Here is a 12,667-nt window from a genome sequence, read left to right as displayed (position 1 = left end):
GCCGTCTCCTCTCCGTCGTCGACCACGGCCAAGGTAACACCTTTCACTAGTTAAGTAGTGGACCGGGGGTCCGACTCCCCCGGTGGCAACCTGACGAGGAGAGACGTACATGATCATGACGAGGTCGACGTGCCGCGTATTCGCCCGGCCACATCAACGATTTCGGAGCGCCGGCCGGCTTCCGCCGTAAAAGGCGTGACGCCCTATCGCGGGGCGGCAACCGCATGCGTGGTGAGCCAGCGCAGCGCCCGTGCCCTGACGACGCGCATGCCGGCACGTTCACCGAAGTAGTCCCCGACAGCGCCGATGCCCGGCACAGCACCGAGTGCACGGTGGTACCACCGGCCCGACGGCCGCTTGCCGAGCTCGGCCGAGATTCCGCGCAACGAGCGAGCAAGCCGCCAGAGCCCGCCACCGAGCGTCGTGAGCACCGAGACCGCGCCGGTGACGCGATGCCGGTGTCCGGCGAGCCGCTCGACCTCGGCGTCCTCGCCGGCCTGGTCTTGGCCGACGCCGCGGCCCGAGGCGAGGTCGGGCTCGACAACGCGGTCGAAAAGCACCGCGGCGAGCAGCCGGACCCGGGCGCCCGTGTCGGTGACGCCGCATTCTCCCGCGATCGCGCACAGCACCAGCCCCTGCGAGCCGGCACCGAGCAGGTCCTGCACAGGGAGCCGGTCGGCCAGGACCCCGCCGAGACCGGGTACGGCGGTGAGCAGAGCGGTGAGCCTGCCGAAGCGGCCCGTCCACCACCGCACGCGCCGCGGAGTGTCCATCGCCTCCCACGCGGCCGTGCCCGGTGCCCGGACCGACGCGAGCGCCCGCACCACCGAGCGTCCGAAACCTCGACCGGCAGGCTCGTGGCCATCGCGGGCCTTGAGCCGGAGCGGGTCGGACTCGCGCAGCGCGTCGAGCGTGGGCGCGCAGGCCCGCACGAACGGCCGCAACACCGCGACCAGCTGCGCATCCGAAATCGTCGCCATCGCCAGACCTCCCCGATGTCCTTGACCACAAGTCGACATGCGGCCGGTTCACGAAACGGCGCGTGTCGACGATTCCCGCGCGGTCGACCGCGGGCCCGGAAAACCCGAGCACCGCGCCCGCGATCGACGGCGCCGCGGTCAGTCCTTCTTGAGCGCGTTCTTCACCTTGTCGGCGGCGTCGCCGACGGCGTCCTTGACGTTCGCGACGGCGTCCTTGATCCCGGCCTTGGCCTGATCGGCGCGTCCCTCCTCGCGCAGAGAGTCGTCACCGGTCACCGAGCCTGCGGCTTCCTTGGCCTTGCCGCCCAGGTTGTCGGCCTTCGCACCGATCTTGTCGCCCATCGACATGAGGATCTCCTTTTCACGGGTCGAACCGCGGACGCGGAATGCGTCCACCGTCCCCGACACGACCGCGCCCGGAACGGTCACGCACCCACGCAGGTGATCATCACCACCCGTTCGGGGCGTGCGGCTTTCCTCTGCGCCGGGTCGTTTCGATGAACACCCGGAAGGTCCGGGGGAAACCGGGCCCGGAAACGACCGAGGGAGACACGATGACGACCATGACCGACACGTCGACCACGTCCCGCACCACGTCGACGGAGGTCGCGAAGAACGACACCGGCGCGCGGGCCGGTGCGCCGGGCTCGACCACGATCGCGGAGGTCGTGGTGCAGAAGATCGCCGGGCTCGCGACCCGCGAAATCCCCGGCGTGCACGACCTCGGCGGCGGCGCGGCGCGGGCGTTCGGCGCCCTGCGGGAGCGGATCCCCGGCGCGACCGCCTCGGCCGGGCAAGGTGTGTCGGTCGAGGTCGGCGAGAAGCAGGCCGCGGTCGACCTGCAGATCGTGGTCGAATACGGCGCCGCCATCACCGACGTGGCCCGCTCGATCCGCCGCAGCGTCATCACCGCCGTCGAACGCATGACCGGCCTCGAGGTGGTCGAGGTCAACGTCAGCGTGAGCGACCTGCACCTGCCCGACAGCGACGACGACGCGCCCGCCGACACCGGCCGCGTCGAGTAAGCCACTCGACGCCGAAGGGGTGCGGATCGCCGTCGGAGTGCGGGCCCTGCCGGAGGTGGCGGGCCCGCACGGCGCGCGCCTACGCGATCACCGTGACCGGAAGCGGACACCGCCACCGCGCCCCGTCACCCGGCGGCCCTCGGATCAGGCAAACACGGCACGGCAACGGAGACGGTGTCGTGCATTCGACTGCGGCACAGCCCTGGTGATCGACATCTCGCCACCATATGCAGCCGACTTGTCTCCGAGCGTCCGGCTGGTCGACGACCCGGCACACGGCAGACCGGTCATCTACCCTTCGTGAATGGTGGATGAGGATCGCTCGTGGCACCGGGTGTTCGCGGCGGTCGTCGACCGGTCACACCTGGCGACCGCCGACGACCTGCCCACCCTCATCGACGACGTGACCTCCCTGGTGGGGATGTCGGCCGAGCTGTACCTGGTCGACCTCGGCCAGCGGGAGCTGCACCCCGTCCGGCCGCAAGGCGGCCCGGCCCTGTCGGCGGACGCCACCCTGGCCGGGCGGGCGTTCGCCAGGATCGAGATCGTCGTCGCGCCGGGCGAGAGCGGACCGGCGGTCGTGTGGCTGCCGGTGCTCGACGGCACCGAACGCCTCGGCGCGCTGCGGATCACTCTCGCCGCAGACGCCGACCCGCACGACAAAACCCTGCGCGGCAACTGCTGGACGCTGGCCGGGCAGATCTCGCACCTGGTGCTGAGCAAGCAGCTCTACAGCGACCTGTTCCACCGGGTGCGCCGCGGCCGGCCGCTGTCGGTGGCCGCCGAACTGCTGTGGCAGCTGCTGCCCCCGAAGGTGTTCGCCACCGACCGGGTCGTGATCGCCGCCGCGATGGAGCCCTACGACGAGGTCGGTGGCGACGGTTTCGACTACGCCGTGGACGGCAACCGCGCCTCGGTGGCGATCTTCGACTCGGTCGGCCACGACCTGCACGCCGGGCTGATCACCTCGATGGCCTTGGCGGCCACCCGCAACGCCCGCCGCGGCGGCGCCGGCCTGATCACGGCCACCGAGCTGGCGGACCACACCATCGCCGCCCACCGCCCGGCCGACTCGATGTCCTACGCGACGGCGTTCCTCGCCCACCTCGACCTCGACACCGGCGAACTGCACTACCTCAACGCCGGACACCCACCGCCGGCCGTGCTGCGCGGCGGCCGGGTGGTGCGGCTGCTGGACACCGTGAGCCGCACCCCGCTGGGCCTCGGAGAGTTCCAGAAGCGCGAGCCCGTCGTGCAGCGCGAACAGCTCGAACCCGGCGACCGGGTGCTGTTCTACACCGACGGCGTCACCGAAGCCCGCAGCCCGCAAGGTGAACAGTTCGGCCTGGACCGGCTGGCCGACCTCACCGAACGCCATGAAGCGGCCGGCCTGCCCGCCCCGGAGACCCTGCGTCGCGTGGTCCGGGCGGTGCTGGACCACCAGGACGGCCGGCTCCAGGACGACGCCACCCTGCTGATGCTGGAATGGACGACCACCAGCCAGAGCACCCTGCTGCCCACCCTGTGAGCCACGCCCGCCCCGGCCGGCAAGTGCGACGTCTGTCCACAAAGGACTAATCGGTCCCGGGGAGGCGACGCCGGAGCACAGTGGCCCTGATGCCTCAAGCTTTGTCAGCGTCTCCGCCGATCCGGGCCGCGAGGCGCTACCCCGGGATCCGCGTGGTGCGAGAGGAGGGCGGCGAGCCGGTGGAGCAGACCGGGGGCCGCTCCGCGCTTCGCCGACGAGTACAAGTTGTCGTCGTGGCCACGGACAGCGACAACCTTCACGCCGAGACCGCTGATAGCGGGTCGGCTGGGGAAAGTGCGGCAGACGTTACGTGGCCGGCGGCTGTACCGCAGGAACCGCCGAGCGGGCCGACTGGCTCACCGCACACCCGGCTGGTCGTGCTCCGGGGTCCCTCCGGCGCCGGCAAGACCACGGTCGCCACCGCCGTGCGCGCCAGGCTCGGACGTGGCGTCGCGCTGGTCCAGCAGGACGTCCTGCGGCGGATCGTCCTGCGCGAGCACGACGTCCCCGGCGGGCTGAACATCGCGCTCATCGCGACGGTCTGCCGATTCAGCCTCGACGCCGGCTACCACGTCATCCTCGACGGCATCCTCACCGCCGCCCGGTACGGACCGATGTTGTGCCGGCTCGCCGCCGACCACCGCGGCCGCACCACTTTCTTCTACCTCGACGTACCCTTCGACGAGACTGTGCGCCGCCACGCCACCCGCCCGCAGGCCGGCGAATTCACCGCCGAGGACATGCACAGCTGGTACCCCGCGAGCGGGCGTCTCGACGTGCCCGGCGAGCAGATCATCGCCACCACCTCATCGGCGGAGGATTCGGTGGACCGGATCGTGGCGTGGGTGGCCGGGACCGGGCCGGACACGGCGTAGATCTGACGGCCGGGATCACCGACGCCGCCAGGGGCCCTCACCGCACTCGACGACAGCCGCCGAAAGCGGCCCGGCGTGCCCACGGCTCGCTACGAGCGCGCCTGTGCGGGGCGCACCGTTTCCACGAACCGCCGGAAGTCGGACGCGACGTCATCGAACTGGTCGGGTGTGCAGGTGAGCACCAGTTCGAGCACCGTGCGCTGGTCGTGGACGTCGTCGATGGGCAGGTAGACCTGGCATTGCACGAGGGACTTGCCCTCGTGGAGTCCGATGTCCAGCAACTGGGTCAGGCCCGGCGCGTCGCCTCGGCCGAAGTCCGCACGGTCGCGAACGCGCACCGACTCGGCGACGTTCCCGACGCGGTGCACCGACTCGTCGGCGATCGTCGCCATCCGCACCGCCGGGTCGCGGATCTCTCCCGCGATCGTCAGGTTGGTGACGAATCCGTCGGCTCCACCGCGGGGCGTGACCGGACGCACCGCGACGAACGCGACCTCGGGTGCGCCGACCTCGTCCGGTGGAGCCGCCTGCCAGCCGTCCGGCAGCGCGAATTCGATGCGTACGGGTAGCTCTGTGACCATCGAACCGTGCTCCTGTCGGCAGTTCTCGGTTGAGGAGGATCAGCACGCCGGCCACCTCGGCGCGGCGCCTGGTGCTGGGCCGGGTGTTCGCGTCTGTGCTCATCGGAGGTCCGGCACGACCGCCGGAACGGCCGCGTTCACGAGCCGCCACCGTCGCCGCCGCCGCCGGACCCACCGCCCATGCCGCCGCCGGAGTCGCCACCACCCGTTCCTCCGCCGGAGTCCCCACCAGAGGAGTCCCCGCCCGAGGAGTCCCCACTGCCGGCGGAGTCCCCACCGCCGGAGTCACCAGCCGAGGAGCCGTCGCCCACACCGCCGGAATCCCCCGTCCCGGATTCGCCTGTTCCGCCCGTGTCACCGCTGCCGATTCCCCCCTCGGAGCCACCGTCGCCGAAACCGCCCGCGGAGTCGGTGCCGGAAGCGTCACCGGCGTCGCCAGGAGTTTCGCCCGCGTTGCTGCTGGTCGCGCCGTCCGAGCTCGCGGGGGCGCCGGTCGCCGGTCCGGCCGAGCCGTTTTCGCCCGTGGTTCCCGGAGTGGCCCCGGAATTGTCCGCGTCGTTGTCCGCGGCGTTGTCCGCGGGAGAGGCGACCTCGCCGGCCGCCGGAGCAGGACCAGGATCGGCGTCGTCGTTCTCCCCCGTCGTTCCGGGGGTGGGGCCGGAGTAGTCCGCGTCGGACTCCGACGGCGGAGCCTGATCCGGCGAAGCCGGCTGCTCGGCCGGGACCGCCGGGTCCGGTCGGGGGGACTCCAGCTCGCTGGTCGGGCTCGTCGGCTGCTGGGTGTCCTCCGCGGGATCCCCCGGGTTCGGGGCGTCCAGGTTGTCCGGCACCGCCTTCTGGGGCTTGCCCGGGTTCACCGTGAGGTTGAACCCGACCTTGCCGCCGACACCGACGGCCACGCCGGCGTCGGCGCCGATGGTGAACGAGCCGTCCGGGCCCCAGCCGAACCGCGCCCGTCCTTCCGCGCCGAGGCCGTACCAGCCCTCGGCCGTGGCACCCACCCGCAGCCCCGCTACGTCGGCGTGTCCGTCGACGCCCGCCTTCGCACCGACGAAACCCTTCGCACCGACGTCGACGCCTTCGGCCCCGAGGGCGGCATTCGCGCCGGCTTCGGCGCCGAGGTTGGCCTTGCCCTTGACCCCCACCTCGGCGGGGCCGTACGTCGCCGAGCCCTCGGCGGTCGCCTCGCCGAGGTAGCCGCTCGCGCCGATCTTCGCGTTGACGCCGTCCTTCGAGGCGCCCGCGCTCGCGTTGGCCTCCCCGCCCAGGGCCTTGGCACCGGCCTCACCGGAGACCGCGACACCGCCGGCCTCGGTCCCCCCTTCCACACCCACCTCGGCCGCGGGCCCCACCTTGACGCCGGTGGCTACCGTGGGCAGGTTCGAGCCGTAGTCCGTGGTGCCGGCCTGCACCTGCGTCGACTGAACGGTCTGCTGGTCGCCGAAGGTCGTCAGGGTGCCCACGTCGACCTGGCCGTAGGCCGCGGTCTCCGACGTCATCTCCGTCAGCGACCTCGGAGTCGTCCGGACGGAGTCACCCAGCGCGTCGACGGGGTGGGCGTCGTGGGCGTCCCGTGCGGCCAGCTCGGCGGCGTTGTACTGCGTGGCCGTCTCGTTGAACCGCGCGATCGCGGCGTCCTGTCCGGCGACCGTGGTCGCGCTGTGGATGGCGCCGATGTCTTCGCCGAACCGGTCGCGGAAACCGGTCGTGACGTCCGGGCCGGGCAGGGCGCTCAGCAACGAAGCGCTCATCTGCCGGTCGACCGCCCGCATGTCCAGCGAGCCGCGCACGTCCGCGGGCGCGGTCGAGGCGCGCAAGGCCTGCGCCGAGTACCGGCTGACGTAGCCCGCGGGCTCCGCCTTGGAGACCACGTCCCGCATCGCGGCGATCTGCGCCTGCGACAACGGCGGGGCGTCCGTGCCGGGCACCGGTGGCGCCGCGGCGGGTTCGGACGCCGGGGCCGCGTGTTCCACCGGGACGGCCTGCTCGCGTCCGGGAGGCCGGCTCCCGACCGTCACCTGGTGCTGCTCCCCCGGCGGTTCCGCGGGCGGCCGGTCGTGCGGGCCGATCAGGCTCACGCCCGGTGCCAGGCCGTCGGCCACCTGGATGACCGGGCGGAACCCGCTCGACGGCGAGCGCGTGTCACCCGACCGCGAGGACCGCCGGTCGTTCCCGGCGTCGCGGTCGCGGCGGGCGACGTCGGTCGAGCGGGCGGGGTCGTCGGGCGCGACGTCCTGGAAGTCGGCGACCGTGTCGCCGTCGCGGTCCGACACGCCGTAGCGGACGTGGATGTTCTCCGCGGTGGTGACCTGCCCGTCGCTGTGCCGGGGCGCGGGGATCCGGAGGACCTTCGCGATGCTGTCGGCGATCGGGTTGGCGATCAGCGAGGCGCCCTTTTCGTCGGGCCGGAACGGCTCTTGCCGGTCGGCCTGCTCGGCGAAGACCGAGTCGGGGGTGTAGATCTCGTGGCCCGCGATCGCTTCGGCGAGGTCGGCGAGGGAGCCGCAGCCGCAGAGCGTCACCGCGCGGTCGATCGCCTTGTTCAGGTCGTAGCCGAACTTTCGCACGCTGGTCAGATCGTCCTCGCCGACCAGGCTGGCGGCGTGCGCGTTCTTCGGGTCCGCGGCCAGCGGGTAGGTGGTGACCACGATCTCGGCGTGCGGTGCGCGGGTGGCGATTCCGGCCAGCACCTGGAGCATCCGCGCGACCAGCGTGGGTGCCTGGCCGGGAGGCGACGACTTGGCCTGGGCGAGGTACTCCTCGTCCGACGCGGTCCAGTCCAGCAGCGGGCCGAGTGCCCTGATCTCTTTGTCCAGGGCCGTGTTCGGCCCGCCGGTGGACCGCTTCGCTTCGCCGAGCACCGTGGCCAGCCGGGCGTCGTCACCGCCGAAGCCGGCGATGACCACTTGGGCGTCCGGGCGGACCTGGTCACGCTGCGGCGGGTTGACGACGCTGTTGCCCGGCCCGGTCTGGGCACCGAAGAAGTCCGCGGTCCGCGCGCCGGCGGCGGCGACGAGGTTCGCGTCCACCCGCAGCCCCGGGTCGTCGCTCCGGACGCGGGCCAGTGCTTGGAGGGCCGGCGCGGTCGCGGATCGGTGTCTCGGGTCCGCGGGATCGGCGTAGGTCCCCGAGAGGCCGTCGCCCGCCATGTACGAGTCGCCGACGACGTCCACGGTCACGGACTGCTCGTGAGCGGGCTGGGCGTCGGCGGACGCGGGCGGCGCACCGAGACCGACGCCGAGGAACACGGCCCCGGTGGTGGCGACCGAAAGCAGTCGCGGCAGCCGCGTGCACGCCGGGACGGCACCGCGCACCTTGCGTGCGGGGATGAACATCGCTATTCCTCCTGTGTGCCAGGCTTGTTCTCGGTCGCGACCGCCCGGCTCGTCGAGCCGTTGCGGGGCGTCGGGTTCGGATCGATCGTGGCGCGGGCCGTTCAGTGCGTCCATGCCGCACAGGTGCGGCGTGGACCCGAGCGGGGTTCGGTGCCAGGCTTGGGGCCGGGTGCACCCGCAGGACGGAAAGACCGAGGTGGCCGCTGTGATGGGTCTGCATCGCCAGGTGCGCGGGATCGTGGCGGCATCGGTGGTGTTCTTCCGGCTGGCCACCCTGGGCATGGTCGCCCTGAGCGTCGTCGGAGCCGTGCAGATCCACGCCTACACCAAGGTTGCCCTGGCGGCGTCCGTGTACGCGGCCCTCGCCGGGTGGAGCGCGGTGCTGATCACGCTGGTGCTGCGCCGCGACGCCCTTCCCGGCTGGGTGCTGGCCGTCGACGTCGCGGTCACCGCCACCGGCGTGGTCGTGCTGCCGCTGGCCGTGTCCAACCAGCTTTTCGACACGCTGGCCAACCCGTACCTGGAGCCGGTCACGGTCAGCGTCGCGGTGGCTGTCGCGCTGGTCAGCGGTTCCCCTCGGGCCACGGTGGCCGGCTGCGCGGTGCTCGCCGCGGCGAACGTGGTCGGACAGCTGCCGCTGCTGGAGCGGGGCGCGGACTTCGCCTCGCTGGTCAACACGATCGGCTGGCAGGTCGGTGCCGCCGTCTGCTGCCTGGTGTTCATCCGGCAGTTGCGACAGGTGGTCCACCACCTGACCGTCGCGACCCAGCAGGTGATCTCCGCGCGGGAACGGCTCGCCGCCCAGCGCGCGCACACCGAGGAGCGCACCCGGCACTTCCGCGAGCAGATCCGCCGGTACCGCGCCCTGCACGACGGCCCGCTGCGGATCTTGACCGCGATCGCGGGCCCCGGCCCCGCCGCCCATCCCGACCCCGTCGTGCGCAGGCAGTGCGCGGTCAACGTCGACGTCCTGCGCGGTGCGGCACCCGACGACCCCGCGGGCACCCTCACCGACCTCTCCCTGGCGCTACTGGAGGCCGGCGGGGCCAGTGCCGCACTCGGGTTGCGCGTGGAATACCACTTCGCCAACTTGCCCGACTCGCTCCCCAACGACGTGGTCGACGCACTGTCCCAGGCAAGCGCGGAGGCGCTCAGCAACGTCGCCGCCCACGCGGGAACCACCCGCGCCCGCCTCACCGCGCTGGCCGTCGGAGAGGCGGTGACCGTGGCCGTCGTCGACCAGGGTGACGGATTCGACCCGGACGCCACCGAGTTCGGGTACGGCATCCGCCATTCGATCGTCGAGCGCATGGCCGAAGTCGACGGGAAGGCCACAGTGGACAGTCACGTCGGCGAGGGCACCCGGATCGACCTGCGGTGGCCCGCATGATCCGCATCTCCGTCATCGACAACGACAAGCTCGTCCCCGCGGGTCTGCGGGCCCTGCTCGCCGGCACCGCCGACATCGTCATCGTCCACACGGCCACCACGGTCGGCGGTTACCTTGCCGCGCGGACCGGCACCACCACCGATGTGGTGCTGCTGGACCTGAGACTGGAGGACGGCAGCGACCCCGCCGCCAACGTCGCCGTCCTGCACGCCACCGGCGCCGCCGTCCTGGTGATCTCCGTGCACGGTGACCGCCGCCACGTCCGCGCCACCATCCGTGCGGGCGCTTCCGGTTACCTCATCAAGAACGACGACGCCGACAAGCTGGCCGAGGCCATCCGCACCGTCCACACCGGACAGCTGGCGCTCACCGCCGAGCTCATGACCCTGATCAACGACGACCCGCCCGAACTGTCCCCGCAGGAGCTCCAGGTCCTCTACCTCTACGGCACCGGCAGCACCCTCGCCGCCACCGCGCGCCGCCTCGGCATCGCCATTCCCACCGTGCGTTCCTACCTCGACCGCATCCGCGCCAAGTGGGCGGCGACCGACGAGCCGGTGGAGGACATCCGCAGCCTCGTCCACGAATACCCCCACCCCGACGACAAATCCGCTTGGCAGGCTTGACTTCCCGGCAAGGCCGAATCGGCGCGCGTTCGCACCGGCCTGCGGGGCATCGACGTGAGCATAAGGGTGGCAGGAGCTCTGTCCATGAACGTCGTGCTCGATCGCCGGCTGGACCAGGTGGGCCCAGGTCTTCGACGCTCACCCGGTTGTCGCGCGGCACCGGCTCGGTTTTGGTCAGCTATCTCAGCCGGCCCACGTCGGCTGTCTACGCCGTCGTGATGCCGCACCGATGATCGCGCCGGTCAGCCGCCGACGTGGATGCCCGGCCGGCGGGCCGGGTCGTCCTCGCTGGTCCGCAGGATCTCCCGGACGACCGGAGCCGTGTCACCGCGGCCGAGGATGAGGTAGCGGAAGAGGTGGCCGAGCGGGTTGCCCTCCGACCACTCGAAATGGCATTGGGGCAGGACCCCCGTCGCGTCGCGCAGTGCCAGCAGCACGGCGGCGATCGCGTTCGGCGCCGCCGGGCTGTCCGCGCGCAGGATCCGGTACCCGTCGACCTCCACGCCCCGCACCTGCAGCACGTTGCTGAACTCCGAGGGGTCGACGACGTCGATCTCGAGGAAGAGCGTGTCCGCGGTGCCGGGCACCGGGTTCATGCTCCGCTGCTCGGCTTCCTTGGCGGAGTACTCGGCGAGATCACCGCCCTGGCGCTGGTTGGCGATGATGTGCAGCGCCCCGTCGTCGGCCAGCGAGTCGGTGACGAACCGGCGGGCCGGCTCGTCGAATTCGATCCGCTCGGCGCGCAGTTCGGTCGTGCGGGACACGCGCGAAACCAGGGACACCACGATGATGCCGAGGATGAACAGCGCGGAGATGGCCAGGCCGTCCGGCTTCTCGATGACGTTCTCGACCAGCGCGTAGAGCAGCACCAGCGTCAGCACGGCGAACCCGATGATGCCGGCGAGCTGCTTGCGGCGGATCGACGAGATCGTCACGGCGACCGCGCCGGAGACCATCATGGCGAGGATCCCGGTGGCGTAGGCGCCGGCCTGGGCGTTGACGTCGGCCCCGAACGCGACGGTGATCAGCACGCTGATCACCGTGTAGACGAGCACGACGGGCCGGACCGCGCGGCCCCATTCCGGCGCCATGCCGTAGGAAGGCAGGTACCGCGGCACGATGTTGATCAGCCCGGCCATCGCCGACGCCCCGGCGAACCACAGGATCAGCACGCTGGAGATGTCGTAGACCGTGCCGAACACCTCGCCCAGTTCCTGGTGGGCGAGGTAGGCCATGGCGCGCCCGTTCGCCTCCCCGCCTTCCTTGAACTTCTCCGCGGGAATCAGCACGGTCGTGATGAAGCTCGTCGCGATCAGGTACACCGACATGATCAGCGCGGCGACGGTCAGCAGCTTGCGGGTGTTGCGGATCCGCGACTCCAGCCGCTCCTCGTCGGACTTCCCCTCGGCCGCGACCAGCGGCATCATGCTGACCCCGGTCTCGAAGCCCGACATCCCGAGCACGAGCAGCGGGAACGCGACCACGGCCGGCCCCACGATGCCGCCGAACCCGCCACCACCCGAGGTGAGCGCGTCCGACCACCGCGACAGCGCCGCCGCGTCCGAGAACAGGTCGACGCCGGCCACGACCACGACGATGGCGTTCAGCAGCAGGAAGACGGCCACGAGCGGAATGGCCACGCCCACCGCCTCGCTGAAGCCCAGCAGGAAGACGCCGCCGAGGATCAGCAGCAGGACGACCGTGATCAGCACCGCGTGCCCGTGCAGGAACCCGGGCAGGTACGGGTTCTCCAGCAGGTGAACCGACGCGTCCGCCGAGGAGAGCGTGATCGTGATGATCCACGACGTCGCGACGAACCCCAGCAGGACGAGCACGAAGATCTTGCCCCGCCAGAACGGCAGCAGGTCCTCCAGCATCGCCACCGAGCCCTGACCGCGCGGGCTTTCCCGGGCGACCCGCCGGTACATCGGCAGCATCCCCAGCAGGGTCAGCGCGACGATCAGCAGGGTCGCCAGCGGCGAGAGGGCGCCTGCGGCGAGCGCGGCGATTCCCGGCAGGTAGGACAGGGTGGAGAAGTAGTCGACGCCGGTCAGGCACATGACCTTCCACCAAGCCTGCGGCTTGGCGTGGTCCTCGGCCGCCTCCGGGCCCGCTGGGGCCACCCGGTGCTCCAGCAGCCACCGCACGGCCCGGCCGGACGGCGGCTTCGCCGGCACCGGACTGTCCACGACGGGCGGAACCACGAATTCAGGTGCGGTGCTCAAGCTGCGACTCCCCGATCGACTGCGTGCTGCACTCCCGGCTGCAACAATGCACGATCCGGTCAGCGCGGGCACATCCGCCCCGCCGATGACACCCAGTGTGCT

The 12,667-nt window shown here is 71.8% G+C and carries 10 protein-coding genes; 5 read left to right on the top strand and 5 right to left on the bottom strand.

Annotated features, from left to right (window positions below; all coding sequences use genetic code 11):
• Positions 1-203: 203 nt before the first annotated feature.
• Together OG494_RS07005 and OG494_RS07000 are read right to left on the bottom strand one after the other, a co-directional pair.
• Entirely contained in the window at positions 204-980 is a 777-nt protein-coding gene (locus OG494_RS07005) for a hypothetical protein (RefSeq protein WP_328453109.1), read from the bottom strand.
• Positions 981-1,118: 138 nt separating this feature from the next.
• Positions 1,119-1,328, bottom strand: a complete 210-nt coding sequence (locus OG494_RS07000; protein ID WP_328453107.1) for a CsbD family protein — start codon at positions 1,326-1,328, stop codon at positions 1,119-1,121.
• A 215-nt stretch (positions 1,329-1,543) separates the two neighbouring features.
• Here OG494_RS07000 and OG494_RS06995 point away from each other — a divergent pair, with 215 nt between their 5' ends.
• The 3 genes from OG494_RS06995 (at position 1,544) to OG494_RS06985 (ending at position 4,408) form a co-directional block, all read left to right on the top strand.
• Positions 1,544-2,005: an Asp23/Gls24 family envelope stress response protein gene (locus OG494_RS06995; protein WP_328458888.1), complete on the top strand. Its 462-nt coding sequence runs from the start codon at positions 1,544-1,546 to the stop codon at positions 2,003-2,005.
• Between the two features lie 304 nt (positions 2,006-2,309).
• Positions 2,310-3,533: a PP2C family protein-serine/threonine phosphatase gene (locus OG494_RS06990; protein ID WP_328453105.1), complete on the top strand. Its 1,224-nt coding sequence runs from the start codon at positions 2,310-2,312 to the stop codon at positions 3,531-3,533.
• Between the two features lie 377 nt (positions 3,534-3,910).
• Positions 3,911-4,408 (top strand): AAA family ATPase, encoded by a 498-nt coding sequence (locus tag OG494_RS06985; RefSeq protein WP_328453103.1) that lies wholly within the window; start codon positions 3,911-3,913, stop codon positions 4,406-4,408.
• 89 nt (positions 4,409-4,497) lie between these two features.
• Here OG494_RS06985 and OG494_RS06980 read toward each other — a convergent pair whose 3' ends face one another.
• Entirely contained in the window at positions 4,498-4,989 is a 492-nt protein-coding gene (locus OG494_RS06980; RefSeq protein ID WP_328453101.1) for a hypothetical protein, read from the bottom strand.
• A 137-nt stretch (positions 4,990-5,126) separates the two neighbouring features.
• A complete protein-coding gene (locus OG494_RS06975; RefSeq protein ID WP_328453099.1) occupies positions 5,127-8,324 on the bottom strand; it encodes a hypothetical protein in 3,198 nt (1,065 codons plus the stop codon).
• Between the two features lie 208 nt (positions 8,325-8,532).
• Here OG494_RS06975 and OG494_RS06970 point away from each other — a divergent pair, with 208 nt between their 5' ends.
• The gene (locus tag OG494_RS06970) at positions 8,533-9,714 is read left to right on the top strand and encodes a sensor histidine kinase (protein ID WP_328453097.1); all 1,182 of its coding nucleotides are present in this window, start codon (positions 8,533-8,535) and stop codon (positions 9,712-9,714) included.
• Entirely contained in the window at positions 9,711-10,340 is a 630-nt protein-coding gene (locus OG494_RS06965; RefSeq protein ID WP_328453095.1) for a response regulator transcription factor, read from the top strand. Before OG494_RS06970 ends, OG494_RS06965 begins: the two co-directional genes overlap by 4 nt.
• Before the next feature lie 242 nt (positions 10,341-10,582).
• Here the strand turns inward: OG494_RS06965 and OG494_RS06960 are convergent, their stop codons facing one another.
• Positions 10,583-12,565, bottom strand: coding sequence for an amino acid transporter (locus tag OG494_RS06960; protein WP_328453094.1), 1,983 nt, complete (start codon positions 12,563-12,565; stop codon positions 10,583-10,585).
• Positions 12,566-12,667 lie beyond the last annotated feature (102 nt).

Origin of the sequence: Amycolatopsis sp. NBC_00438 (assembly GCF_036026695.1) — a bacterium.
Lineage (GTDB): Bacteria > Actinomycetota > Actinomycetes > Mycobacteriales > Pseudonocardiaceae > Amycolatopsis.
Note: the sequence above shows the minus strand (reverse complement) of the source record. Positions and strands in the feature narration are given on the sequence as shown.